Annotated in this window: 24 protein-coding genes; 2 read left to right on the top strand and 22 right to left on the bottom strand. The window is 65.3% G+C overall.

The window, feature by feature from the left end:
* Nucleotides 1-8 precede the first annotated feature (8 nt).
* Nucleotides 9-848, top strand: a complete 840-nt coding sequence (locus tag CR492_RS01240; RefSeq protein WP_102841884.1) for a DJ-1/PfpI family protein — start codon at nt 9-11, stop codon at nt 846-848.
* An 83-nt stretch (nt 849-931) separates the two neighbouring features.
* On the opposite strand, the gene recN is transcribed toward CR492_RS01240, so the two are convergent.
* The 6 genes from recN to CR492_RS01210 all read right to left on the bottom strand — a co-directional run bounded on the left by recN (nt 932) and on the right by CR492_RS01210 (nt 8,982).
* On the bottom strand, nt 932-2,593 hold the full coding sequence (gene recN, locus CR492_RS01235; RefSeq protein ID WP_102842325.1) for a DNA repair protein RecN: 1,662 nt from the start codon (nt 2,591-2,593) through the stop codon (nt 932-934).
* Nucleotides 2,594-2,766: 173 nt separating this feature from the next.
* Nucleotides 2,767-3,693, bottom strand: a complete 927-nt coding sequence (locus tag CR492_RS01230; RefSeq protein ID WP_245411920.1) for an outer membrane protein assembly factor BamD — start codon at nt 3,691-3,693, stop codon at nt 2,767-2,769.
* Nucleotides 3,694-3,894: 201 nt separating this feature from the next.
* Nucleotides 3,895-5,607 (bottom strand): cell division protein FtsZ, encoded by a 1,713-nt coding sequence (gene ftsZ, locus CR492_RS01225; protein WP_102841883.1) that lies wholly within the window; start codon nt 5,605-5,607, stop codon nt 3,895-3,897.
* Nucleotides 5,608-5,801: 194 nt separating this feature from the next.
* The gene (gene ftsA / locus CR492_RS01220) at nt 5,802-7,118 is read right to left on the bottom strand and encodes a cell division protein FtsA (protein WP_102841882.1); all 1,317 of its coding nucleotides are present in this window, start codon (nt 7,116-7,118) and stop codon (nt 5,802-5,804) included.
* A complete protein-coding gene (locus CR492_RS01215; RefSeq protein ID WP_348626696.1) occupies nt 7,115-8,032 on the bottom strand; it encodes a cell division protein FtsQ/DivIB in 918 nt (305 codons plus the stop codon). The genes ftsA and CR492_RS01215 overlap by 4 nt, the downstream gene beginning before the upstream one ends.
* A 26-nt stretch (nt 8,033-8,058) precedes the next feature.
* Nucleotides 8,059-8,982, bottom strand: a complete 924-nt coding sequence (locus tag CR492_RS01210) for a D-alanine--D-alanine ligase (protein WP_102841880.1) — start codon at nt 8,980-8,982, stop codon at nt 8,059-8,061.
* Between the two features lie 100 nt (nt 8,983-9,082).
* Here CR492_RS01210 and CR492_RS01205 point away from each other — a divergent pair, with 100 nt between their 5' ends.
* Nucleotides 9,083-9,448 (top strand): GIY-YIG nuclease family protein, encoded by a 366-nt coding sequence (locus CR492_RS01205; RefSeq protein ID WP_102841879.1) that lies wholly within the window; start codon nt 9,083-9,085, stop codon nt 9,446-9,448.
* 21 nt (nt 9,449-9,469) lie between these two features.
* Here CR492_RS01205 and murB read toward each other — a convergent pair whose 3' ends face one another.
* The 16 genes from murB to CR492_RS01120 form a co-directional block, all read right to left on the bottom strand.
* A complete protein-coding gene (gene murB / locus CR492_RS01200) occupies nt 9,470-10,384 on the bottom strand; it encodes a UDP-N-acetylmuramate dehydrogenase (protein WP_102841878.1) in 915 nt (304 codons plus the stop codon).
* A 40-nt stretch (nt 10,385-10,424) separates the two neighbouring features.
* Nucleotides 10,425-11,831, bottom strand: coding sequence for a UDP-N-acetylmuramate--L-alanine ligase (gene murC / locus CR492_RS01195; RefSeq protein WP_102841877.1), 1,407 nt, complete (start codon nt 11,829-11,831; stop codon nt 10,425-10,427).
* Nucleotides 11,828-12,943 (bottom strand): undecaprenyldiphospho-muramoylpentapeptide beta-N-acetylglucosaminyltransferase, encoded by a 1,116-nt coding sequence (gene murG / locus CR492_RS01190; RefSeq protein WP_102841876.1) that lies wholly within the window; start codon nt 12,941-12,943, stop codon nt 11,828-11,830. Before murG ends, murC begins: the two co-directional genes overlap by 4 nt.
* On the bottom strand, nt 12,940-14,133 hold the full coding sequence (locus tag CR492_RS01185; protein ID WP_102842323.1) for an FtsW/RodA/SpoVE family cell cycle protein: 1,194 nt from the start codon (nt 14,131-14,133) through the stop codon (nt 12,940-12,942). The genes murG and CR492_RS01185 overlap by 4 nt, the downstream gene beginning before the upstream one ends.
* A 51-nt stretch (nt 14,134-14,184) precedes the next feature.
* On the bottom strand, nt 14,185-15,576 hold the full coding sequence (murD, locus tag CR492_RS01180) for a UDP-N-acetylmuramoyl-L-alanine--D-glutamate ligase (RefSeq protein ID WP_102841875.1): 1,392 nt from the start codon (nt 15,574-15,576) through the stop codon (nt 14,185-14,187).
* 2 nt (nt 15,577-15,578) lie between these two features.
* A complete protein-coding gene (gene mraY / locus CR492_RS01175) occupies nt 15,579-16,661 on the bottom strand; it encodes a phospho-N-acetylmuramoyl-pentapeptide-transferase (RefSeq protein WP_102841874.1) in 1,083 nt (360 codons plus the stop codon).
* Nucleotide 16,662: 1 nt separating this feature from the next.
* On the bottom strand, nt 16,663-18,150 hold the full coding sequence (locus CR492_RS01170; RefSeq protein ID WP_102841873.1) for a UDP-N-acetylmuramoylalanyl-D-glutamyl-2,6-diaminopimelate--D-alanyl-D-alanine ligase: 1,488 nt from the start codon (nt 18,148-18,150) through the stop codon (nt 16,663-16,665).
* Entirely contained in the window at nt 18,147-19,619 is a 1,473-nt protein-coding gene (locus tag CR492_RS01165; protein WP_102841872.1) for a UDP-N-acetylmuramoyl-L-alanyl-D-glutamate--2,6-diaminopimelate ligase, read from the bottom strand. Before CR492_RS01165 ends, CR492_RS01170 begins: the two co-directional genes overlap by 4 nt.
* Nucleotides 19,619-21,418, bottom strand: a complete 1,800-nt coding sequence (locus CR492_RS01160; RefSeq protein ID WP_102841871.1) for a peptidoglycan D,D-transpeptidase FtsI family protein — start codon at nt 21,416-21,418, stop codon at nt 19,619-19,621. The genes CR492_RS01165 and CR492_RS01160 overlap by 1 nt, the downstream gene beginning before the upstream one ends.
* Nucleotides 21,419-21,441: 23 nt before the next feature.
* On the bottom strand, nt 21,442-21,822 hold the full coding sequence (ftsL, locus tag CR492_RS01155) for a cell division protein FtsL (protein ID WP_102841870.1): 381 nt from the start codon (nt 21,820-21,822) through the stop codon (nt 21,442-21,444).
* A gap of 14 nt (nt 21,823-21,836) precedes the next feature.
* The gene (gene rsmH, locus CR492_RS01150; RefSeq protein WP_102841869.1) at nt 21,837-22,877 is read right to left on the bottom strand and encodes a 16S rRNA (cytosine(1402)-N(4))-methyltransferase RsmH; all 1,041 of its coding nucleotides are present in this window, start codon (nt 22,875-22,877) and stop codon (nt 21,837-21,839) included.
* Entirely contained in the window at nt 22,874-23,368 is a 495-nt protein-coding gene (locus CR492_RS01145; RefSeq protein WP_102841868.1) for a division/cell wall cluster transcriptional repressor MraZ, read from the bottom strand. The genes rsmH and CR492_RS01145 overlap by 4 nt, the downstream gene beginning before the upstream one ends.
* Before the next feature lie 326 nt (nt 23,369-23,694).
* Nucleotides 23,695-23,937 (bottom strand): hypothetical protein, encoded by a 243-nt coding sequence (locus tag CR492_RS01140; protein ID WP_102841867.1) that lies wholly within the window; start codon nt 23,935-23,937, stop codon nt 23,695-23,697.
* A 14-nt stretch (nt 23,938-23,951) separates the two neighbouring features.
* Nucleotides 23,952-24,158: a hypothetical protein gene (locus CR492_RS01135; protein ID WP_102841866.1), complete on the bottom strand. Its 207-nt coding sequence runs from the start codon at nt 24,156-24,158 to the stop codon at nt 23,952-23,954.
* 261 nt (nt 24,159-24,419) lie between these two features.
* Nucleotides 24,420-24,656, bottom strand: a complete 237-nt coding sequence (locus tag CR492_RS01125; protein ID WP_102841864.1) for a thioredoxin family protein — start codon at nt 24,654-24,656, stop codon at nt 24,420-24,422.
* A gap of 12 nt (nt 24,657-24,668) precedes the next feature.
* Nucleotides 24,669-25,715 (bottom strand): permease, encoded by a 1,047-nt coding sequence (locus CR492_RS01120; RefSeq protein ID WP_102842322.1) that lies wholly within the window; start codon nt 25,713-25,715, stop codon nt 24,669-24,671.
* Between the last annotated feature and the right edge of the window lie 17 nt (nt 25,716-25,732).

Raw genomic sequence — 25,732 nt, 5'->3', positions numbered from 1 at the left:
AGTCCCTGATGGAAATCTCAAGGCGAGCGCTGGGTTTCGCCGGTCTTCTCGCCTTTCTTGGCGGCGGGAAGGGCCATGCGCAGGAGGGAGGCGGGCCATCCGCCTCAACCCAGGGCGCCGTGCATGACATGTCGGCGATGCCGGCGTCCTGGATGGGCAAGGAGCAGATCGCCTTCCTTATCTATCCTCAATTTACCGCTCTCGACATGGTTGGCCCGCAATATATGCTGGCCAATCTGATGGGAGCTGCGACCTATGCCGTCGCCAGGACGAAAGACCCGGTGCAAAGCGACACGGGCCTGGTGTTCACGCCAACCCGGAGCTTCGATGATTGTCCTCTAGACCTCGATGTCGTCTGTGTGCCGGGCGGCTCATCGGGCACGCTCGCCGCCATGCAGGACGACGCCACGCTGCGCTTTCTGAAGGACCGCGGCGCCCGGGCGAAATATGTGACCTCTGTATGCACGGGCTCGCTGCTTCTCGGCGCAGCGGGGCTTCTCGAAGGCTACAAGGCGACATCGCATTGGGCGGCAAAGCCGGCGCTGGCGACTTTCGGGGCCATCCCGACAGACGGGCGGGTCGTTCTGGACCGCAACCGGATGACCGGGGGCGGCGTCACCGCCGGCATTGACTTCGGCCTGACGCTGGTCAGCCTCATGCGGGACAAGACCTATGCCCAAGCCGTGCAGCTTCTTTCGGAATATGCCCCGCAGCCCCCCTATGACGCGGGAACTCCCGATCGCGCGCCCGAGGACGTCAGGGCGATGATCGACGGGATGTTCGTCGACTTCGTCAAACAGGCTGAAACCGTTGGAGGCAAAGCCTTCGCCAGAGCGAAGACCCTCTGATCACGATGATTTTGGGACTCCTCGACCCGAATTAGCGAACGCGTTCGAAGAAGCTCGTCGCGTCATTCAACGCCAAGCAAAAATCACTTCGCGCGCTGCATCAGCTTTGCGGCCGCGGCACGGGCCTCATTGGTGATGGTCGCGCCGGCCAGCATGCGCGCGACTTCCTCGCGCCTTGCCTCCGCCGCCAGCGCCGTGACGCGCGTCGCCACGCGGCCGGGCTCGGCAGCGTCCTTGGCGATGCGGAAATGGCTTTCCGCCTTGGCCGCGACCTGCGGCGCATGGGTGACGGCGAGCACCTGCACGCGGCGGCCAAGCCGCTCGAGCCTCTGGCCGATGGCGTCGGCCACCGCCCCGCCGACGCCGGTGTCGATCTCGTCGAAAACGAGGGTCGGCGCCGACCCTCGTTCGGCGAGCACGACCTTCAAGGCCAGCATGAAGCGCGCGAGTTCGCCGCCGGAGGCGATTTTCAACAGCGGCCCGGGCCGCGTGCCGGGATTGGTCTGAACCCAGAATTCGACCGCGTCGATCCCCTCGGGGGCCGCCGCCTCGGGGCAGATCGCGGTCGAAAAAAGCGCGCCTTCGAGTTTCAGCGGCGCGAGTTCGGCGTTGACGGCGCGATCGAGCGCGCTCGCCGCGGTTTTCCGCGCGGCCGACAGCTCTTTGGCAGCCTTCCCGTAATCGGCTTCCGCGAGCGCCACATCCCTGGTCAAACCTTCAAGCCGCGCCTCGCCGGCGTCCAGCTCCCCGAGCGCTGTCGCGAAATTTTCCGCAAGCTTGGGCAAGGCGTCGACGGGAGCGGTATATTTGCGGCTCGCGGCGCGGAGGGCGAACAGGCGCTCCTCGACCTGCTCCAGTTCGCGCGGGTCATAGTCGGCCTCGCGCAGCGCCTGGGCCAGCGCCTCGCCGGCGAGGTCCAGCGCGGTCAGGACCGCGTCCAGCGCCTGCGCCGGCGGCTCGATCAGCTGCGGCGCCTGCGCCTCTCGCCGCTGCAGCCGGCGCAGCGCGGCCGAGAGCGCGGACATCGGCGAATGATCGCCTGCGACAGACTCATAGGCGTCGCGGAGATCGGCCGCGACCTTCTCCGATTGCATCATCAAGGTGCGGCGCGCCGCGAGCGCCTCCTCCTCGCCGGGTTCCGGGCTGAGTTTGTCGAGTTCCGCAAAGGCGTGGCGCAGATAATCGGCGTCCGCGCGCGCCTTGGCGATGCGAATCTCCTCGCGGGCTTTTTCCGCCGACAGATCGCGCCATCTGACATGCGCGGCGCGCGCCCGGCGCAATTGCGGCTCGAGCCCGCCATAGGCGTCGATCAGCGCGCGGTGCGTCGTCGAATCGACCATGGCGCGGTCATCATGCTGCCCGTGGATCTCGACCAGTTCGCGGGTGACGAGGCGCAGCGCCTGCGAGGTGACGCGCTGGTCGTTGACGAAGGCCCGCGTGCGCCCGTCCGCGAGCTGGACGCGGCGCAAGATGAGAGAGCCGTCGGTCTCGATGTCCTGCGCGTTCGCCGCCTTCAGGGCGGGATGGTCCGGCGTCAGATCGAAGGCTGCGGTCACCTGGCCCTGTGCCTCGCCCTCGCGGACGAGGGAGCCGTCGCCGCGCGCGCCAAGAGCGAGGGAGAAGGAATCGAGCAGGATCGATTTGCCGGCGCCGGTCTCGCCGGTCAGCACGCTGAGGCCGCCGGAAAAACTCATGTCGAGCCGGTCGATCAGGACGATGTTGCGGATGGAGAGCTGAACCAGCATCGCGGCGCCGCTTTTTCCGCCCGAATGAGCGATGTCAGGTCGCCCGGCGGAAAAGCCGCGCGCCATGCGTTCTTAACGTATGGCGCGGAAAAATTGCAGAGGTTTCGCGCCGGAACAAGGCTCAGCAGCGATCGGACGCGGACGGTTCGGCGGCCCGGAACGGCGTCGGCGGTCTAGCCGAGGCCAAGTTTCGAGAAGGCTTTGGAGATCCACGAGCCCTTGTCCTCGTTCGGCTCCAGCCCGTCGGTGCGCAGCAGCGCGTAAGCGTCCTTGTACCAGACCGAATCGGGGAAGTTGTGGCCAAGGATCGCGGCCGCGGTCTGCGCCTCTTGCGGTACGCCGAGGGCCAGATAGGCCTCCGTCAGGCGCATCAAGGCCTCCTCGGCGTGGCGCGTCGTCTGATATTTGGCGAGCACTTCGCGGAAGCGGCCGACGGCGGCGACATAGTTGCGCTGATTGAGATAAAAGCGCCCGACCATCATTTCCTTGCCGGCGAGCTGGTCGCGCGTCACCTGCAGCTTGTAGCGCGAATCGTCGACATATTCGGACTTCGGATATTTTTCGATGATCTGCGCAAAAAGATCGGCGGCCTTGGCCGAGCGGTCCTGATCGCGGCTGATGTCTGGAATCTGGTTATAATAGGACATCGCCTCGAGATAGTAGGCGTAGTCGACGTCCGCCGCCTGCGGAAACAGCCCGATATAGCGCTTGGCCGAGCCGATGGCGTCCTCATAGGAGCCGGCTTGATATTGGGAGAAGATGGTCATGATGAGACCTTTCCTCTGCCACTGCGAATAGGGATATTGCTTGTCGAGCGCAGCGAAAGACTTGGCCGCGGCGGGATAGTCTCTCACCTTCAGGCGGGCGAGACCTTGATTATAGAGATCCTCGGCCGGCGTATCCTTGAGGACTTCCGGCTTGTATTTGTCGCCGTTGAACCAGTTCATCGGGTTCAACGAATCAAGCATGTCGGCGCTGGCGGCGACGGGCAGCGCGAGCGCGCCGGCAAGTCCCAGCGTCAAGCCCCAGGAGCGCGCGATGGATCGCCCGATGGAGCGCCGCGTGGGGAAAAAACGAACAGCCTTCAATGCATGGTTCATGCGGATCGCTCGATCGTCGTCCGTGAAAAACACGTGTCTTGCGCCGGAACAGCCGGCCAAGGCCAACCATGCGCGGATTTAGCTGTGCGGCGTCACAAAGGCATTAATGTGGCGCCTCGGCCAGCGACAAATACCCCGCACCTATTTTTCAAAAGGGACGCCGCCCCCGCGTCCCGTGCGGGACCCAGGGGCGCGGCGCGTTCAGCTCGACTGGCGGCGCAGGAAAGCCGGGATTTCGAGCTGGTCCTCTTCGCTGACGCGGGTCTGATAGGCGGCGCGCGCATGCGGATCCTGTTGCGGCGGCCGCTGCTGCGGAGCCGGCTGCTGCGGACGCTTGCCATATTCGGCCTGCACCGGGTTTGGCCCCTGCGGGCGCGGCTGCGGCAGGCGCAGCTGCGGCGTCGGCTGACGTTGCTCGGGCGAGATGGCGACGCCCGGACCCTCCTCCTGGCGGCCCGCACCGAAGGAGGCGAGCCGCTCCAGCAACGAGCGGCGCTTGGCCTCGGGGTGAGGATGCTGCTGCGCCGGAGCCTCGCCGCGCTGGGCGCGCAGCTGGTTTTGCGCCGGCAGCGGCAGATCGTCGATCTGCGGCATTCTTTGCGGCCGCACCACCGGCGATTCCGGCGCCGCAGGAATGAACGGGCCGGGATCGAAATGATCGTCGACGCGCGCCTGGGGCGCGGCCGGCTCGGCGTAGCGATGCTGCGGCGCCTGGGCCTCCTCAATATAGACGCCCTGCGGCGCGGCGGCATATTGCGGGCGCGTCTGCTGCGGAATGCGCTCCTCATAGGCTTCGCGAACGGGCGAAGGATAGGCTTCGGGCGCCGCGGCATGTTCAAATACGGGCGCTGGCGCCGCCTCGATCGGCCGCGCCGCGGTTTGCGCGCGCAGCCGGTTGGCGACTTCAGTGATGCGGTTCTCGGCGGCAGTGAGCTCATAGGCGCCAGCCGGCTGGTCGATGCCGGTGGCGACGACCGAGACGCGGACAATGCCGTCGAGCGAGGAATCGAAGGTGGCGCCAAGGATGATGTTGGCGTCCTCGTCGACCTCCTGACGGATGCGGCCGGCCGCCTCGTCGACCTCGTAAAGGGTGAGGTCGTTGCCGCCGGTGATCGAGATCAACAGGCCGCGCGCGCCCTTCATCGACACTTCGTCGAGCAGCGGATTGGCGATCGCCGCCTCCGCCGCGAGGATGGCGCGCCGGTCGCCCGAGGCCTCGCCCGTGCCCATCATCGCCTTGCCCATCTCGCGCATGATGGCGCGCACGTCGGCGAAGTCGAGATTGATCAGGCCTTCCTTGACCATAAGGTCGGTGATGCAGGCGACGCCTGAATAGAGCACCTGATCGGCCATCGCGAAGGCGTCGGCGAAGGTGGTGCGCTCGGTCGCGATCCGGAACAGATTCTGGTTCGGGATGATAATCAGCGTGTCGACGGCCTTCTGCAGCTCGTTGATGCCGGATTCGGCAAGCCGCATCCGGCGCGAGCCTTCAAACTGGAACGGCTTCGTGACGACGCCAACGGTGAGGATGCCCATGTCGCGCGCGGCCCGCGCGATGACCGGAGCCGCGCCCGTGCCGGTGCCGCCGCCCATGCCGGCGGTGACGAAGCACATATGCGCGCCAGACAGATGATCGCGGATTTCCTCGATCGCCTCTTCCGCCGCGGCGCGCCCGACCTCGGGCTGCGAACCAGCGCCGAGGCCTTCGGTCACCTGCAAGCCCATCTGGATGATGCGTTCGGCGCGAGAGGAGGTCAGCGCTTGCGCGTCGGTGTTAGCGACAATGAAATCGACCCCGATCAGCCCCGAGACGATCATATTGTTGACGGCGTTGCCGCCGGCGCCGCCAACGCCGCACACCATGATGCGCGGCTTGAGCTCGCGGAGCTCGGGTGCTTTGAGATTGATCGTCATCGTCTGGCCTCTCGACGTTGGAGCGCCGGTGAAGGTCGCCCAGGATTGGTTTGGTTCATTTGAACGAAGCGCTCGAGGCCGCCACCCCTTGCGTTCCGCCTTCGACTCTATTGCCTGACCGCTTTGCGCGACGCTCAGGCGATCCTTTCGATCTCAGGGCTTTGGGAGGTCCGCTCCTCCCTGAACCCAGGCGATCAGAAACTGCTCTTCAGCCAGCGCCCGACGCGCCCCATGTAGCCTGGCGACTGAGAGGCCGCGATGCTTGGGACCCGCGAGGGCCGGAAATGTTCGTTGCCGCTGACCTGAGGATAGACCAGCAGGCCGACCGCCGCCGAAAAGGCGGGGTTCTTGGCCGATTCCGGCAGGCCCTGCACACCGAGCGGGCGTCCGAGGCGAACCTGGCCCGAAAGGATGCGCTTGGCCGCCTCCGGCATGCCGGAAAGCTGGCTCGCCCCGCCCGTCAGCACGATGCGCCGTCCGGCATGACCTGGAAAACCTGAGGCCTTCAGCCTGTCGCGCACGACCTCTAGGATCTCCTCGACGCGCGGCTTGATGATCGCGATGAGGTTCGACTTCGGCAGATGCGCCGGGTGGTCGCCGTCCTCGCCCACCTGGACGACCGCGACCGTCTCGCGCTCGTCGGAGGCCGACGTCATGCAGGCGCCGTAAAGCGTCTTCAGCCGCTCGGCGTCGGCAAGCCGGATGCTGAGGCCGCGCGCGATATCGGTCGTGACATGATTGCCGCCGAGCGCGAAGCCGTCGACATAGGTCAGATTGCCGCCGGCGAACATGCTGACCGTGGTGGTGCCGCCGCCCATGTCGATGAGGGCGGCGCCGAGTTCTGCTTCATCATCGGCGAGCACCGATAAGCCGGCGGCGTAAGGCGTTGCGACCATGGCGTCGACGCGCAGGTGGCAGCGCTCGACGGCGAGCATCAGATTGCGCGCGGCGGCGGCGTCGCAGGAGAGCACATGCATCTCGGCGCCAAGTTCTTCGCCGATCATGCCGCGCGGATCCTCGATATGGCGCGTCTCGCCAATCGAGAAGCCGATCGGCAGCGAATGCAGGACGGCGCGCCCGTCGCGCCCGCCATGCGCGGTGCAGGCTTCGAGCACCCGATGGATGTCGGGCTGGGCGACCGCGCGACCGCCGATCGCGACCTTGGCGTCTAACAGCTGCGAGCCAAGACGCCCGCCGGTGCCATTGATGATGACGCTTTCGACCTCGACGCCGGCCATCCGCTCGGCGGCGTCGACGGCGCGCCGGATCGAATCCTCGATCGCGTCCATATCGATGATGGCGCCGCCCTTGACGCCGCGCGAGCGCTGGTGGCCGATGCCGAGAATGCGGCAGCGATGCGTGCGCCCCCTTGGAGCCTCAGACGACGTATTGGGATTGAGCCGCGCGATCAGGCAGACGACCTTCGAGGTGCCGATATCCAGCACGGATAAAATCGCGCTCTTGCGTTCCGAGAGAGGACGCAGGCGCGGCGGCAGGGTATCGAAATTCATATCTGGCCGCCTTTCGACTTTGGCTTATGCGCGGCGGCCGCAGCAACGCGCTCGGCGCTCGCCTCTTCCGTCAACCGTGCGGTCATACGGCCTGGCTGGCGCAGGTCGATCGACAACACCGCCTTGTCGAGCACGCGTGATTCGCGCTGTAGCCGGACCAGCGTTTCGACCGCCGCGGCAGGAGCAGTTTCGGGAAGCAGGACATCGACGCCATCGTTCATTTTGAGGTTCCAGCGGCGGCCTGAGACAAAAACTCCGGCTCTGATTCTTTCGCGCAGCGAGCCGGCCGCCTCCAAAATCGCGCGATAGTCGTCAAGCTTCATATTGGCGTCGTCGCCGACGACGAGCGGCAGATTGGCGAAGCGCTGGTCGCGCAGATCGTCGATCGTCATGCCGTCGGTCGCTACGATGTGGACCGTTCCGTCTTTCTGCCAGAGCGCCGCGGGCTGGCGCTCCTCGATCTCGATCAGCAGGCGATTGGGGTAGAGCTTCGCGACGCTGACCTCCTTGACGAGAGGAATTGCACGCAATCTCTCGCGCACCTTGGCGACGTCGAGGAAGGGAAGCGAATTGCGCTCACCGACGCCGGCGGCGGCGAGGATTTCTGCTTCCGTGAGCTCGTTCTGGCCGGCGATCGTCACGGCCTTGATACGAAAGCCGAGCGCCCGCGCCATGATGTCGGCGGGCTCCCCATAGGCCTCGATCATCGTCTGATAGTGGCCGCCCCTCACCGCGCCATAGACGCCAGTCGCGGCGAACAGCGCTGCAACGAAGACGAAGGTCGCGCCGCTGCCGCTCAGCCGCGCGAGCAGACGATGACGCGCTCCCGGCCTCGGCCGGCGCGCCCGCGGCTTCGCCGTTGGCGCGCGCCGGACAGCCGCCGGGGCTTTGAGCGCCGCCCCGAACGGAGCCATCTGCGCAAATTCGCCCTGCCTCGCGCCTAGCGATCGCAGGAAGCGTCTTCGACCATCCATCGAACAAGCTCGCCAAAAGATATGCCGGCATATGCCGCGATCTCTGGCACCAGCGACGTCTCGGTCATTCCGGGTTGGCTGTTGACTTCGAGCACGACGAGCTCGCCCGTCCCTTGAGGCGTATCGTCGTAGCGAAAGTCAGTCCGGCTTACCCCGCGACAGCCGAGCGCTCTGTGCGCCACAAGAGCTAACTCTTGTACATTTTGGTAAACAAATTCTTTAAGATTCGCCGGAAGGATGTGGATGGAGCCTCCAGCCTTGTATTTTGCGTCATAATCGTACCATCCGCCGTCGGCGGCGCGGATTTCGGTGACGCCATAGGCCTTGTCGCCGATGACGGCGCAGGTGAGTTCGCGTCCGGCGACGAAACGTTCGACCAGAACGAGGTCGCCATAGACCCAGTCCTCGCGCGTCAGCTCCTGCGGCGGATGCGCCTGATCGGCGCGCACGATGATGACTCCGAAGGACGAGCCCTCTCCGAGCGGCTTGACGACATAGGGCGGCGCCATGACATGGGCCTTGGCCGCCTCGAAACGGCCGATGGTGACGCCCTCGGCCACCGGCACGCCGGCGGCGCGCAAAACATCCTTGGCGCGATCCTTCTGCATGGCGAGCGCCGAGGCGAGCACGCCGGAATGCGTATAGGGAATGGCGAGCATTTCAAGCACGCCCTGGATCACGCCGTCCTCGCCGTAGCGTCCGTGCAGCGCGTTGAGGGCAACGTCCGGGCGCAGCGCCGCGAGCGTCTGCGCGATGTCGCGATCGACGTCGAGCGGCGTGACCTTAAAACCTTCCGCTTCGAGCGCCTTGGCGCAGGCTGCGCCCGAGCGCAGCGAGACCTCGCGCTCGGCGGAAAGCCCGCCCATCAGAACGGCGACATGTTTGGTCATTGGTAAAATCCGTTTTTTGGTGAAGGCGGCATTGCGGAGCTTTAGGAAATCCTCATCCTGAGGAGCCGCGCAGCGGCGTCTCGAAGGACGAGGATTTCCGATGCAGGGCGCGTCGATCTACATTCTGCGCTGCGCCGATGGCAGCCATTCCACAGGAATTACGCATCGCTCAGTCGAAGAGCGGGTGAGCGAACACGCGCGCGGACTGATCGAGGCCTGCTATACGAAAAATCGCTCACCCGTCGAACTTGTCTTCAGCGAATATTACGAGCGAACGGATGAGGCCGTCGCGGCGGAGCGGCGCATCAAGGGTTGGTCCCGCGCAAAAAAGAAAGCGCATATGCGTGGGGATTTTGACGCTTTGTCTGCGCTTGCGCGGCGCAAGAGCAAGATCGAAACCTCATCGAGCGATCCCTCGTCCTTCGAGACGCAGGCTTCGCCTGCTCCCCAGGATGAGGGATCTTGAGGTTGAGGCGCGCGAGAAAGTTCATGCCTCCCCCACCCGCAAAATCTCCCATTCGAGCGTCACGCCGCTTTTTGCCTTGACGCGAGCGCGGACCTCCTCGCCGAGGGCCTCGATGTCCGCCGCGCTGGCCGCCCCCTGATTAATCAGAAAATTGCAATGCAGTTCGGAGATCTGCGCATCGCCGATCCGCAAGCCGCGGCAGCCGGCGGCGTCGATCAGCGCCCAGGCTTTGTGGCCCGGCGGATTCTTGAAGGTGGAGCCGCCAGTGCGGCTGTTGACCGGCTGGGTCTTGCCGCGCTCCGCCGTGATTTCCGCCATCTCGGCCATCAGCTTTTCAGACTCGCCAGCCAAGCCTTCAAACGTCGCGCCGGTAAAGATGATGTCCGGGCCGATTGCGCTGTGGCGATAGGAAAATCCCATATCGGCGTTGGCGAATTCGATGATGCGTCCGGCGCGGTCGACGCCGCGGCAGGAGATCAGGCGATCCTTGATCTCCGACCCATAGGCGCCGGCGTTCATGCGCAGCGCACCGCCGATCGATCCCGGAACGCCGCGCAGGAACGACAGACCCGCGACGCCGGCCCGGCCTGCGACCAGCGCGAGCTTCATGTCGCGCGCCGCGGCGCCTGCCGTGACGCGCAACCCCTCGATGGCGATCTCCTCGAACGGGCGGCCTAGCCTTATAACAACGCCCTTGAGCCCGCCGTCGCGCACGAGCAGGTTCGAACCCGCGCCGAGCGTCACAACCGGGAGCGACGGGTCGAGCCGCTGCAGAAAATAGGAAAGGTCGGCTTCGTCGGCTGGTTCGAACAGGATCTGCGCCGGGCCGCCGGTGCGAAAGAAGGTCAGCCCCGACAGCGGCGCGTTTGCGGCAAGCGCGCCGCGCAGGTCCGGCATCGCCCGCCGTAGATCCGGCGTCAAATCCGGAAACGCCACGGGTCGAGGCTCTGATAAATCCGGCTGCTGTCGCAAACGCTTACGCCGCGTTCGCCGCGAGCTCGCCCGGCAAGGCGTAGGCCCATTGCGTGATGTTGCCGGCCCCGAGCAGCACAATGTAATCGCCCGGCCGCGCCAGCTGGCGGACCAGCCGCGACAGATCGGCGGGACGGGCGAGCGGCATGGCGAGGCGATGGCCGCGCGCCTTGATCGCGGCGACAAGGCCGTCGCGGTCGGCGCCCTCGATCGGCGCTTCGCCGGCCGCATAGACATCGGCGACGATCACCGCGTCGGCGTCGTTGAAGCAGGCCGCGAATTCATTGAACAGCGAATGCAGGCGCGTGTAGCGATGCGGCTGCACGATGGCGATGACGCGGCCCTTGGTCGAGGCGCGCGCGGCCTTGAGCACGGCGGCGATCTCGACCGGATGATGCGCGTAATCGTCGAAAATGATGGCGCCGTTCCATTCGCCAGTGCGGGTGAAGCGGCGCTTGACGCCGCCGAACCCTGCGAGCGCGCCTCGGATCTGGTCGGGGCTCATGCCGAGCTGGTGCGCGACGGCGATGGCCGCCGTTGCGTTCAGCGCATTATGCAGGCCGGGCATCGGCATCAGGATTTTCTCGATCACCGTCTGGCTGCCGCTCTTGCGGTCGCGCACGATCACGGAAAAGCGCGACATGCCGCCGGCAAGATCGATTTCGACAAGCCGCACGTCGGCGTGCGGATTCTCGCCATAGGTGATGACGCGCCGGTCCTCGATCTGGCCGACGAGCTCCTGCACCGTCGGATGATCGAGGCACATGACGGCGAAGCCATAAAAAGGGATATTTTCGACGAAGGAGCGGAACGCCTTGCGGATGTTCTCGAAGGTGCCGAAATGGTCGAGATGTTCGGGGTCGATATTGGTGATGATGGCGACGTCGGCCGGCAGTTTCAGGAACGTACCGTCGCTTTCGTCGGCCTCGACCACCATCCAGTCGCCGGCCCCCAACCGCGAATTGGTGCCATAGGCGTTGATGATGCCGCCATTGATGACCGTCGGATCGAAGCCGCCGGCCTCGAGCAGCGTGGCCACGAGCGAAGTCGTCGTCGTCTTGCCATGCGTGCCGGCAATGGCGACGCATTGCTTCAGCCGCATCAGCTCGGCGAGCATTTCGGCGCGGCGCACGACCGGCAGGCGCATTTCGCGCGCATAGACGAGCTCGGGGTTGTTGCGTTTGATCGCCGTCGAGACCACCACAACCTCGGCGTCGCCGAGATTGTCGGCGCGATGGCCGATATGGATGATCGCGCCTTTGCGGCGCAGACGCAGCACATTGGCGTTCTCGGCGGCGTCGGAGCCCTGCACGGAATAGCCGAGATTGATCAGCACCTCGGCGATGCCGGACATGCCGATGCCGCCGATGCCGATGAAATGGATCGGTCCGAGTTCATGCGGAAGTTTCATGGCGCGGCCTTCTCCTTATGCCCGGCGACGCTGAGGACGAGATCGGCGAGGCGGTCCGCGGCGTCGGGAATCCCCGCGCCCCTCGCCGCCTCGGCGCGACGGGCGAGGCCCGCCAGGTCTTTTTGCGCCTCGCTCAAGGCATTGGCCAGCCATTGCGGCGAAAATGCGCTCTGCGCGACGACGCTCGCGCCGCCCGAGGCCGCGAACTGCCGCGCATTGGCCGCCTGATCCTGATCCAGAGCATGCGGCAGCGGCACGAGGATGGCGGGACGGCCGATCACCGTCAGCTCCGAGACGGTCGAGGCGCCGGCCCGGCCGATCACGAGATGGGCCGCCGCGATTCTGAGCGGCAGATCGGCGAAGAAGGCTTTGACCTCGGCCGCAACGCCAAGTCTTGCATAGGCTTCGCGGACGCGCGCCTCATCCTCGCCGCGCGCCTGCTGCACGACGATCAGGGCTTTGCGCTCGGCTTCGGACAACAGTTCGATGGCCGCCGGCACGATGTCCGACATCACCCGCGCTCCTTGCGAGCCGCCGGTGACGAGCAGACGCAGCCTTCCATCGGAAAAATCGGGGAAGGGAATTTTCGCCGCCTCGATCACCATCGGCCGCACCGGATCGCCAGTCAGATGGGTTTTTGCGGCGAGCGCGGCGGAAATTCCGTCGAGCGTCGCAAAGCCCTTGGCGATGGCGCGCACGCGGGGCGCGAGGAACAGATTGGCCTTGCCGATGACGGCGTTGCCTTCGTGGATGACCGTCGGCACGCCGAGCTGGCTCGCCGCCAGCACCGGCGGCACGCTCGGATAGCCGCCAAACCCGATCAGCGCGAGCGGCCGTATGCGCGCGATGAGCTTTCGCGCCTGCATCGTGCCGCGGGCGAGCGCCAGGGCCGCGGTCGCGCGCGAGATCAGTCCTGAGCCGCGCGGCGAGGCGGAGCTGACAATATGAATGGCTCGCGCAGGAAAATCCTGGCCATATTTTTGCGCTCGCTCGTCGGTGAAAAGCTCGACGGCAAAGCCCCGCGCGGCAAGCGCCTCGCTGGTCGCCAGCGCCGGGAAAAGATGTCCGCCCGTGCCGCCCGCCGCGAGCAGAATAGGCCGATCTGCGCTCATGGATAGATTTCCCGCCGCGCCGCCTCATGGCCTTTGAGCGCGGCGGCCCGGCCTTCGCGCTGCGCCTGCGCGCTGGCGATGATGCGTTCGCCGGGGCGCTTGCGCGTCACCGCGATCAGGAAGCCGATGCCGATCGCCAGCGAGATCAGCGAGGAGCCGCCATAGGAGATGAACGGCAAAGTCATGCCCTTGGCCGGCATCAGATGAAGATTGACCGCCATGTTGATGGCGCTCTGGATGCCGAACATCAGAACGAGGCCGGCGCTCGCGAAACGGCAGAACGGGTCGTCGTTGCGCGAGGCCTGAAGAAGGCCGCGCAGCACGACAAAAGCGAAAATCGAGGCGATGAACAGGCAGGCGGCGATGCCGAATTCCTCGCCCGTCACGGCGAAGATGAAATCGGTATGCGCGTCGGGGAGGATGCGCTTGACCGTGCCCTCGCCTGGTCCCTTGCCGAACCAGCCGCCGGACAGGAAGCTGTCGAGCGCGGTGTCGACCTGAAAGGTGTCGACGATGCCGCCGCCGGAGCCGGGATCGAGGAATTTGAGGACGCGCGCGCGCACATGCGGCACGAATTTATAGGCGAGCAGCGCGCCGCCGAAGCCGGCGCCGCCGATGCCGAAAACCCAGAACCAGTGCAGCCCGGCCATGAAGAACAGCGCGCCCCAGACGATCGAGATCAGCAGCGTCTGGCCAAAATCGGGCTGCAGGATCAAAGGCGCGATGGTCATCGGCAGGAGGATGATGGCAAGAAAGTTGCCCGGCACGTCCTTTCGCTTGCCGCCTTCGGAAAAGGCCCAGGCGGCGAGAATGACGAAGGCGGGTTTTAAGAACTCCGACGGCTGAACGCCAAAAATCCAGCGCCGCGAGCCCTTGACCTCATGGCCGAACAGGAGCGCCGCGATAATGAGGCCCATCGCGATCACGAAGATGATGAGCGCGGCGCGGCGCACCTGACGCGGGGTCAGGAAGGAAACCAGCAGCATCACGGCGATCGTCGGGAAGATGGCGAGCGCCTGACGATGAACGAAATGGAACGGCGGCAGGCCGAGCCGTTCGGCGACCGGCGGGCTGCCCGCCATGGTCAGGACGAGGCCGATGACGATCAGCGCGCCAATGGCCGCCAGCATCCAGCGGTCGATCGTCCACCACCAATTGGCCAGAGCCGATCGTTCCGTGCGCGCCGCCATCGCCAATTCCTAAAGGTTAATTCGAATCGTCCCGATTTTGTCCGCTTTTGGTTAAATTTTCTTCTCCGCCATCAGCGCGCGCGCAATATCGCGAAAACGGTCGCCGCGCTTTTCGAAATCAGGAAACTGGTCGAAGGAGGCGCAGGCGGGGGAGAGCAGCACGACAGGCTCGGCGCTCGCGCTTTGGAGCGCGTCGCGCGCGGCGAGCGGCAATGCGTTTTCGAGCGTCTGACAGAAAGCGACCGGAAAGACGCCGCCGATCGTCTTGGCAAAGTCGGAGCTGGCCTCGCCGATGAGATAGCCTTTGGCGATCCTGCCGAACAGCGGCTTCAAGGGCTCGATGCCGCCCTGCTTGGCGCGCCCGCCGAGGATCCAGTAGATATTGTCGAAGGAGAGAAGCGCTTTTTCGGCGGCGTCGGCATTGGTCGCCTTGGAATCATTGACGAGCAGCGCCTTGCCATATCTGCCGACCTCCTCCATGCGATGGGCGAGGCCGGCGAAGGAGCCAAGCCCCTTGGCGAGCCCTGCCCCGTCAAGGCCGATCGCATGCAGGACAGCGACGGCGGCGGCGGCGTTCTGGCCATTGTGCGCGCCGCGCAAAGAGCCGATGCCGATCAGATCGGCGATGAGGCTGAGGCGGCCGCCCGCCTTCCAGTAGAGCGCGCCGCCTTCAAAGACGACGCCATCCCCGTCGAGTTTTCCGGCGGCCGAAACGCCGATGACGTCATGGCCTTCGGCGCGCAGTCTCAAAGCAATCGTCGCGCAGAAGACGTCGTCGAAGCCGATCACGGCATGGTCGGCGGCCGAAACGAGGCGCGCCTTGATCGCCGCGTAATTTTCCATCGTCCCATGCCGGTCGAGATGATCCGGGGTGATGTTTAGAAGGACGCCGACGGTCGGATCTAGCGAGGGGGCGAGATCGATCTGATAGGAGGAGCATTCGACGACATGGACGCGCTCGGAGCTTGGCGGCTCCAGCGCCAGAATCGGCGTGCCGATATTGCCGCCGACCTGGACGTCGAAGCCGAGGGTCGCAAAGAGATGCGCGATCAGGGCGGTGGTGGTCGATTTGCCATTGGTGCCGGTAATGGCGATCAAAGGCGCATCCGGCGCGAGGCGCCGCCGCTCGCGGCAGAACAGCTCGATGTCGCCGATGATTTCAACCCCGGCCTCGCGCGCTTTGACAGCGGTCCAATGCGGCGCTGGATGGGTCAGGGGCACGCCCGGCGACAGCACGAGCGCGCTGAACCGACGCCAGTCGACGCCGGCGAGATTTTCGATCCTGAGACCGGCGGCGCGCGCCTTTTCGCGCGCATGCTCATTGTCGTCCCAGACGTAGACGCTGGCGCCGCCCGCAACCAGCGCCTGCGCGGTGATGAAACCCGAGCCGCCAAGGCCGAACACCGCGACGGACTGATCGCGGAACACGCCAACCGGAATCATGTCTACCTCAGCTTCAGGGTCGAAAGGCCGATCAGCGCCAGCACGAAGGCAATGATCCAGAAACGAACCACGACCTGTGGCTCCGACCAGCCAAGCTGTTCGAAATGGTGATGAATGGGCGCCATTTTGAAGACTCGCCGGCCGGTGAGCTTGAAGGAGATCACCTGCACGATCACCGAAAGCGTTTCCAGAACGAACAGGCCGCCGACGATGGCGAGCACGATCTCATGCTTGACGGCGACGGCGACGGCGCCAAGCAGGCCGCCGAGGGCGAGCGAGCCGGTGTCGCCCATGAAAATCTGCGCCGGCGGCGCATTGAACCATAAAAAGCCGAGGCCCGCGCCGATGACGGCGCCGGTAACGACGGAGAGTTCGCCAGCTCCCGGGACGAAATTGATGCCAAGATAGGTCGAGAAAATCGCATTGCCGGCGAGATAGGCGATGACGCCAAATGTGCCGGCGGCGATCATCACCGGCACGATGGCGAGGCCGTCGAGCCCGTCCGTCAGATTGACGGCGTTCCCGGCCGCGACGATCACGAAGGGCCCGACGACGAGAAAGAACAGGCCAAGATCGACGGCGAAGCCATTGATCGCGGGAAAGGCGAGCGATGTCGTGTGCGGCGTGCCAAGCAGCATCATCGCGTAGCAGGCCGCTCCCGCGATGCCGACTTCGAGCAAGAGCCGGATCCGCCCCGGAAAGCCCTTATGCGACTGCTTCGAGACCTTGAGATAGTCGTCGTAGAAGCCAATCAGCCCGAAGCCGGTCGTGACGAACAGGACGACCCAGACATAATGATTGCGCAAATTGGCCCAGAGCAGGGTCGATACGATCAGCCCCGAGAGAATCATCAGGCCGCCCATCGTCGGCGTGCCCTTTTTGGTGAGGAGGTGCGACTGCGGCCCGTCGAGACGGATCGGCTGGCCCTTGCCCTGCTTGATTCGCAGCGCGGCGATGATGCGCGGGCCGAAGAAGAACACGAAGAACAGCGCCGTAGCCGTGGCGCCGCCGGTGCGGAAGGTGATGTAGCGGAACAGGTTCAGCGGCTGAAAGTGCGGCGAAAACTGGGTGAGCCAGGTCAGCATGTCAGGCGGTCCGCCCCTCGTTTGAGCCGTTTCTCTCGGCCTGTTTCAGCGCTTCGACGACGGCGCTCATCTTCGAGCCGTTCGATCCCTTGACGATCACGAGGTCGCCGGCCCGCGCCGCGGCCGCGACGGCGGGCGCGATCATCTGCGCGCTTTCACGCCACTCCCCCTGCATGGCGGCGGGCAGCGCATCGAACAGATGCTTGCAGAGCGGCCCCGCGGCGAAGACGAGGTCGAAATGATTGGCGGTCAGATCCTCCGCGAGTCCCGCGTGCATGTCGGCGGCGCCGGATCCGAGTTCGAGCATGTCGCCGAGGACCGCGATGCGCCGTCCGGGCGAAGGCGGCGGCAGCGCGCCGGCCAGCTCGAAGGCGGCGCGCATCGAGGCCGGATTGGCGTTATAGCTCTCGTCGATCAGCGTGTAGGCGCCGTCGCACGCCTGGAGCGTCAGCCTTTGACCGCGGCCTGGCTGCGCGGCGAAAGAGGCGAGCGTCTGCGCCGCGTCGCGCGGATCAACGCCAAGCGCCTTGGCGGCGAGCAGCACGGCGAGCGAATTCATCGCAAGGTGTCGCCCCGGAGCGCCGAGTCGATAGGTCAGCCTTTGTCCGCAAATATCAGCCTCGACCATGGAATGGTCGGCGGCGAGGCTCACGTCGAGAAGTCGGGCCTCGGCATGCTCGTTTGCGCCGAAGCTCGCAACAAGTCCCGCCGGCGAACGCCTCGCCGCAGCGTCAAGCCGCTCGAACTGCGGATTGTCGGCCGGCAGAATAGCGACGCCGCCCGGCTCCAGCCCGGCAAAAATCTCCGCCTTGGCGTCCGCGACCGCGGCGAGGCCCGTGAAATTCTCCATATGCACCGCGGCGACGGTGGTGATGATCGCGACATGTGGACGCGCCATCCGCGTCAGCGGCGTGATTTCGCCTTGATGGTTCATACCGATTTCAAACACGCCGAACTCTGTCTGTTTTGGCATGCGGGCGAGCGTCAGCGGCACGCCCCAATGATTATTGTAGGAGGCGACCGAGGCGTGGGTTGGCCCCGCCGCGGCGAGCGCGAGGCGCAGCGCCTCCTTGGTCGAGGTCTTGCCGACTGAACCGGTGACGGCGACGATGCGCGCCTTCGTTCGCGCCCTTGCGGCCACGCCGAGGCGTTCGAGGGCGGCGAGAACCTCGTCGCGAACGACATAAAGCGGGCCAAGGCCGGCGAGAGATCCCGCGTGGGCCTCATCGACGACCGCGGCGAGGGCGCCCTTTTCGAGCGCGGCGGCAACATAATCATGCCCGTCGCTGTTGAGGCCGCTGATCGCAAAGAAGAGATCGCCGGGGCGAAGCGTGCGCGTATCAATGGAAACGCCCGTCGCGCCGCGCCGGGGCGCCCCGCCGCTGATGCGCGCTTCGAGCGGCGCGACAAGGCCAAGCGCCGTCCAGAGCGGTTCGCTCTGGCGCCCGGTCTCGGAGGAGCTTGCCTCGCGGATCGCTGTTTCGCTCATTCGGCAAGGTCCTTTGACGCCGCATCCTCTAACGCCGCTCTCGCGCATTCGGCGTCCGAAAATGGCAGGGTGACGTCGCCTATGATCTGGCCGGTTTCATGACCTTTCCCGGCAATAAGAAGAATATCGCCTGAATTAAGCGCGGCAACCGCCGCGCGAATGGCGCTCGCCCGGTCGCCGATCTCACGCACCGTCGCGTCACCGGCGGCGCCTTTCAAAATGGCGCTGCGGATCGCGGCGGGATTTTCGCTGCGCGGATTGTCGTCGGTGACGATGACGAAATCGGCGAGCTTTGCTGCGATCCCGCCCATGATCGAACGCTTGCCGGCGTCGCGGTCGCCGCCGCAGCCGAAGACGACGAGAAGCCGGCCTGCGACCGCAGGACGCAGCGCGAGGAGCACTTTTTCCAGCGCGTCCGGCTTATGGGCGTAATCGACATAGACGGCAGCGCCCTTGCGCTCGCCCACGTTTTCGAGCCGCCCTGGCGCGCCCTCGATTTTCGCCAATGACGCCAAGGCGCGTTCGGCCGGAACGCCGCAGACGATGGCGAGGCCCGCGGCGACAAGCGCATTCGAAGTTTGGAAGGCGCCCGCCAGCGGCAGATCCACCTGATAGGTCCGGTCCTCAAAGGCGACTTCAAGCGCCGTCGCGGCGGCTTTGGGCGTCGCGCCCAGAAGCTTCAGGCTTTCGCCCTTCGATCCAACCGTAAAAATTTTCAGGCCGCGGGCTTTGCAGGCGGCGATCACCTCCGCCGCAACATCGCAATCAGCGTCGATCACGGCGGGTTGGCCCGGCTGCAGCAGGCGCTGGAACAGCTCGAGCTTTGCCGCAAGATACTCGGCCATCGTCGCATGATAGTCGAGATGATCGCGCGAAAGATTGGTAAAGGCGCCGGCCGTGAGGCGGACGCCGTCGAGCCGGCGCTGCGTCAACCCGTGCGACGAGGCCTCGAGCGCAAGATGAGTCACCCCGGAGCCCGCAAGCCCGTCGAGGGTCTCATGCAGGCTGATCGGGTCCGGCGTCGTCAGCGCGCCATAGACCGAACCATTCGGGGCGACGACGCCGAGCGTGCCGAGCGAGGCCGCGGCGAAGCCGTTTGCGGCGAAGAGCTGGCGGACGAAGGCCGCGACCGACGTCTTGCCGCTGGTCCCGGTGATGGCGACGATCGTCTCGGGCTGACGCGGAAAAAAACGCGCCGACGCTTCGGCGAGCGCCGCCCGCACATCGGCGACGGCGATCACCGGCGCGCCTTCGATCGATCGGGACGGGGCGTCGCCAGCGACGATGGCGATCGCGCCCTTTCGCGCCGCCTGAGGCGCGAAGGCGAGCCCGTCCGCCTTCGTTCCGGGCACGGCGAAGAACAGGGTTTTCGGCGCCACCTTGCGGCTGTCGCAGCTGAGCGCCGCGACATCGAGGGAGGCCAGATCATTCGTGAGAGAGGCGCCGGGAAGAAGCTCGGCGAGCCGCATCAATGCTCCCTTCCGCCGCTCTGGGGAATGTTGGCCATCCCATAGCCCAGTTTGGCGAGAAGGGGAAAGGGTTGCGTCGGAAGCTCGAAGCGCGGCGGAAGGCCGAGCAAGGGGCCGACGCGTTCGATGATCTTGCCTGTCACGACGCCGGAGTTCCACGCCGCGGTGCGATAGCCGGCGGTCTCCGGCAGGCCCTGCGGCTCGTCCATCAGGGTCAGGATCAGATATTTCGGCTTGTCGGCGGGCATGAGCGCCATGAACGTCGTAAACACGCGGTCCTTGGCGTAGCGGCCATGCACGATCTTGTCGGCCGTGCCGGTCTTGCCGCCGATGAAATAGCCGGGAATGTCAGCCTTTTTCGCCGAGCCAATTTCGGCGTTGAGGCGCATCAGATAGCGCAGGGATTCGGAGGTCTCGGGCTTGATGACGCGGGGCGCGTTGCGCTTGGCCGCCTGCTCGTCGCGTTTCAAGAAGGTCGGATTGACGAGAAGGCCGCCATTGGCCAGCGCGCCGACCGCCATCATCGCCTGCAGCGGCGAGACATTGAGGCCCTGGCCGAAGGCGATCGTCATGGTGTTGAGTTCGCCCCAGTTCTTCGGCACGAGCGGATCGGCGGTCTCCGGCAGTTCGGTGTGCAGCCGCGTCAGCTGTCCGACCTTGCGCAGAAAGGCTTTGTGTCCCTCGACGCCGACCATAAGGGCGAGCCGCGCCGCGCCGATATTGGACGAAAAAGTGAACACTTCCGGCACGGTGAGGACGCGGTTCTGCGCATGGAAATCATGGATGGTGAAGCGGCCGTAGCGCAGCGAGGAGCGCGCGTCGACGCGCGAATTCAAATTGACCTTGCCCTGATCCAGCGCCATCGCGACCGAGATCGCCTTGAAGGTCGAGCCCATCTCATAGACGCCGACGGAGACACGGTTGATGTGGTTCGGATCGAGCGCGTCGGCCGGCGTGTTCGGATCATAGTCGGGCAACGAGGCGAGCGCGACGACTTCGCCGGTATTGACGTCAAGGATCACCACCGCGCCGGCCTTCGCCTTGAATTTGGCGACGCCCTTGGCGAGTTCGTCGCGCACCGCGTAGGTCGCCTTGAGGTCGAGCGAAGTCGTGATCGGGGCGAGACTCTCGGGCGTCAGGCTGAAGCCCGCGCCATGCAGATCGGCGAGTCCCTGCCCGTCGATATATTTTTCAAGCCCGGAAATGCCGACGCCGTCGAGATTGGCGAAGCCCAACACATGGGCCGCGATCGGGCCGTTCGGATAGACGCGCTTGTTCTCCGGCAGGAAGCCGACGCCCGGCAGGCCGAGGCGATAGACCTCCTGCTGCTGCTGCGGCGTAACGGCGCGCTTCACCCATATGAAGCCCTTGCGCGAGCCAAGGCGCTTGCGCAGATCGCTGGCGTCGACGTCGGGCAGCACGGCGGTCAGGAGTTCGACCGCCTCGTCCTTGTCGATGATGCGGCGAGGCTCGGCGAAGACCGACATCACCTTGATGTCGGTCGCAAGCACGGCGCCATTGCGGTCAAGGATGTCGGGGCGGGCCGCAGCGATGATATCGCCGCTGCGCTTCGAGCCGATCGAGGGCTCCTGGTGCAGCCCGAACCAGATCAGCTTGCCGGCGATCACGGCGTAGAGGCCGATGAAGACGCAGGCGACGAGCTTGATCCGAAGCGGGCTCTTGCCGAGGTTGGTCGAAAACAGCTTGACGAAAAACGCCTTCAGCCGGCCTGAACCCGCCTTCGGCGCGCCGCCTGGGCCCGCCCCCAAATTTCGATCCGTCTCGCGCCCGTCAGCCATTTCATCTCAATCTGGATCTTGTATTATCTCACGGGCGTCACAGGCGCTCCCGCCCCGCCGCCCGGCGTATTGGTCGGCTCGGACAGCCCCAGCGCCTCGAGCTTGTCGCCGATGGCGTCGCCCTTCGCGCCCCGCGCTGGCAGGGCGTCGGCGCTGACGATCTGGCGCAGACCGAGCGGCTGCAGATCCAGGAACTTGTCCGCCAACGCCTGCACCCGTTCCGGGCGCGTCAGATGCGACCATTCGGCCTTCAGCATGGCGATCTGATCCTGCTCCTTCTTGATCTCATGTTTCAGCTTAACGATTCGTTCAGCGTGGAAGATTGTTTCGTATTTGATCGAATAAGCGTAGATCGCCGAGCCGATCAGCGCGAAGACGGCGAGGACGTTCAAGATTCTGACCATGGCGGCGTCCCTGACTATCTTCCCTTGGCGGCGCGTTGCGGCAGCGCCGCCAGCGCCATGAGATCTCGTCCCGGCGCCCGTGCGGGAGCCGCGGTGCGCACGCCATGGCGGAGTTTGGCGGAACGCGCCCGCGGATTGGCGGCGATCTCCGCCACCGAGGGCGTCACCGGCTGACGGCCGCTGACGGCAAAGGTCGGCGGCGGCGGGATCGGCTCTCCCGGCAGGCGGCGTGAGGGCGCCTCGCCGCGGCCGGATCGCCCGGCAAAGAACAGTTTCACGATGCGGTCCTCGAGCGAATGAAAGGTGACGACGGCGAGGCGGCCGCCGGGCTTCAGCGCCGCCTCGGCGCCGGCGAGGCCGGCGACGAGTTCGCCGAGTTCGTCGTTGACGGCGATGCGCAGCGCCTGGAATGAGCGCGTCGCGGGATGAATGTCGCCCGGCTTACCGGGACAAACGCGGGCGATCATCGCGGCGAGCGCGGCCGTCGAGCGGAACGGCGCCTTGGCGCGATCCATCACAATCGCCTTGGCGATGCGCCGCGAGGCGCGCTCCTCGCCGAAATGATAGAGAATATCGGCGAGCGCCTCCTCGTCTGCATCATTGACGAGGTCGGCGGCGCTCAAGCCCGATTGCTGCATCCGCATATCGAGCGGGCCGTCGAAGCGGAAGGAAAAGCCGCGCGCGGCCTCGTCCAGCTGCATCGAGGAGACGCCGATGTCGAACAGCGCGGCGTCAAAGGGGCCAAGCCCCAGTCCTGCCGCGACAGCGGCAAGATCGGAAAAGCGCGCCTCGACCAGCGTGAGGCGTCCGTTCGATTCGGCGACAAGCCCCGCGCCGGCCGCGATGGCGCCCGGATCGCGATCGAGCGCCAGTACGCGCGCGCCTTGCGTTGCAAGCAGCGCGCGCGAATAGCCGCCGGCGCCGAATGTTGCGTCGAGATAAAGGCCGCCCGCGCAGGGCGCGGCAAGGGCGATGATTTCATCACGAAGCACGGGAATGTGCCGGGCCGGTCCGCCAGCGGCGAGGAAATCCCCATCGCCGCTGCCCGCATTCATTCCCGTGCTCCATGTGATCGCAGCGGCGGAGCCTCCGGCGCTGCGTGCCTGGCGCTGAGCTGTCTTCGTAAATCGCGCACCCGACTTCTGGCCTCCTCCAGATGCGCGCGAAAACGTCCCGGCTCCCAGATCTGAAATTTGTGTCCATGTCCGACGAAGGTGACTTCGCCGGTGACGCCTGCATAGTTCTTGAGGGTTTCGGTCAAAATCGTCCGGCCCTCGGAGTCGACTTTCAAAATCTCGCTCGTCCCGATAAGCGCCGTCGAAAACAGATCGCGCTCCTCCGAATAGGGCGACAGCCCAGACAGAAGTCCGTCGATCTCCCTCAACAGGGCGTGACCACCGCAATCGAGCGCCTCCTGGTCGAGCGAGGGATGCACATAGAGACCGTCAAAACCGTCACGCACGAGCACTGCCCGGAACGGAGCCGGGATCGATACGCGGCCCTTGGCGTCAAGCTTGTTGGTGTAGTGCGAGACATAACCGTCCACCCCACCACCTCAAGATCCGCACGCCCGCGGCAAAGAACCGCCCGCGGCGAAAAAGCAAACCCACGCCTGCGGCACAACAGACCCCACCGCAACGCCAACGCATTTGTGACGGGATGATTTGGGATATCATGGGATTATATGGGGGTCAATCGAGTTTCCATGGGCGTAGCCGTCTAAGGGCAGCAGAAAGCGGACGGCGACAGCGCCGTTCGGCCAGCGTGGAAACCGTTTGCGGCGGGTGGAAGCGGGCTGGCGTGTCTGCGGTCGAACGCCGGACGGATCGTGACGCCGAATCCTGCAGGGTTTTCGCTGCGCGCGTCTTGTGTTCAAGCAAAGACTTGAAGCGCCGGATGCGCTTCAGCCCCGTGGCGCCGCGCGGCGGCCGATGAAAGCGGGAAGCTGACTTGCGCCTCGATCACGCCGCAGCCGCGCCCGTCCGCGCGCAGTTCGGCGAGAGGGCGCTCGCCGAACTGACCATAGCGATCGCCCTTACGCAGACCACGAACCGATGCCGTAGCTTTTCGGGTCGCGCCCGCCTCCGTACTGATCGTCTGACGGGCGCTGTCCATCTCTGAATGCTGTCTTACTTTTTCTTGTGATCCGGCGCGCCGGGCCCAGTGCTCGGCTGGGTCATCGAAGGCGGGTCGCTGGCCGGAAAGGAATCCTCGAGTTCTTCCTCGAGTTCGTCGTCCCGGGCTTCGGCGGCAGCCTTGGCTGCATGCTTGGCGCCAGCTCTGGCGGCGATGTTTTCTTTTTCGTCGTCCGCCGCGGATTTCTTTTCGTCGTTCATTGCATCTGTCCTCTGAGCCAAAGATGCACAAGAAACGGCCCCGCTCGCGAAGCGTTCCGCGCCCGCTCCGGCTTCACTCAGGCAGTGAACTCAACCAGGGCGAGGGAACAGGCGGAGAAATCCCACGCGTGGCGCCAGACGCCTCCGGTCCGGTTTCCGCGTTGAAAATCTGAAGGTCGACCCCGACACGGCGACGTTGGGCGCCCGCAGCCAGTCCAGTCTGACCATCGCCGATCATGAGGGCGCCGCGCGGATCTTCCATCAAGCCTGAAGCCAGCGCCGCAGATCATCGGCCTTGGGCAGGCCACCAGAATGGACCACCTTGCCGTCGATGACGATGCCGGGCGTCGAGACAATTCCGAATTGGGCAATAGCCTCGTAGTCCGTAATCTTTTCGACTGAGACGTCGACCCCGAGCCTGACGGCCTCTGCCCTGACCATCTCTTCCGTGGTCTTGCAGCGGGCGCAGCCCGGACCCAGGACTTTCACTTGCTTCATCGTGCAATCCTTTCAAGAAAACAGGGCGTTGAACAGAAACCCGACTGCAAGGATGCCGCAGGCAACGACTGTAACGAAGACGGCGATGAGCTTCATGCTCAGCACCTTGCGCAGAATGATCATTTCAGGGAGCGACAGGGCGATCACCGACATCATGAAGGCGAGCACGGTTCCAACAGCGGCGCCCTTGCCCAGAAGCGCCTCAACAATCGGAATGACGCCAGCCGCGTTGGAATACATCGGGATGCCGATCAGCACGGCCGCCGGGACCGACCACCAGGCATCTGCCCCCATGATCCGCGACAGCAGCGCGGCAGGCACATAGCCGTGGATGAACGCGCCGACAGCGATCCCGGCGATGATCCAGTACCAGACCTTGCCAACGATCTCCTTTACGGCATCGAGGCCTGCCTCTAACCGGTCGACCCAACTCATGTTTTCGGGCTGCAGATCGACATCGCCAGCGCGGATATTTTGGACCCATTCCTCTAGCCAGCCTTCGAGATGCAGGCGGCCAATGACCCACCCCGAGACAATCGCAATGATCAGGCCGAAGGCAAGGTAGGTCAGGGCGACACGCCATCCGACAAGCGCGAAGAGCAAGCCGAGCGCGACCTCGTTGATCATCGGCGCGGCAATGAGGAAGGAGAAGGTGACGCCAAGCGGCACGCCCGCCGACACGAAGCCGACAAAGAGCGGCACCGCCGAGCAGGAACAGAAGGGCGTAAAGACGCCAAGTCCGGCAGCGGCAATATTGCCAAGCCCTTCGCGCTTTCCGGCCAAAATTGCGCGAGTGCGCTCCGGCGAGAAAAAACTCCGCACCACGCCCATGGCAAACACGACGAGCGTCAGCAGCATCAGAACTTTGGGCGTGTCGTAGAGGAAGAACTCGACCGAAGAAGCGAACGCGCTCCCCTGCGGCGCCTGCATTTGGGCCACCGCCCAGCGCGCGAAAGGCTGAAGCTGCCAGTAAAGCGCGAACCAGAGGATGAGGGCGATTGCGATGCCGCCAAGCCACATGCCGGGCGAACGCTTGAGAGGGTGGGCCTGGCTGGCCATGACATGCAGCTTTCTGC

It is taken from the genome of Methylocella silvestris (assembly GCF_002891535.1).
In the GTDB taxonomy this organism is placed as follows: Bacteria; Pseudomonadota; Alphaproteobacteria; order Rhizobiales; family Beijerinckiaceae; genus Methylocapsa; species Methylocapsa silvestris_A.
Note: the sequence above shows the minus strand (reverse complement) of the source record. Positions and strands in the feature narration are given on the sequence as shown.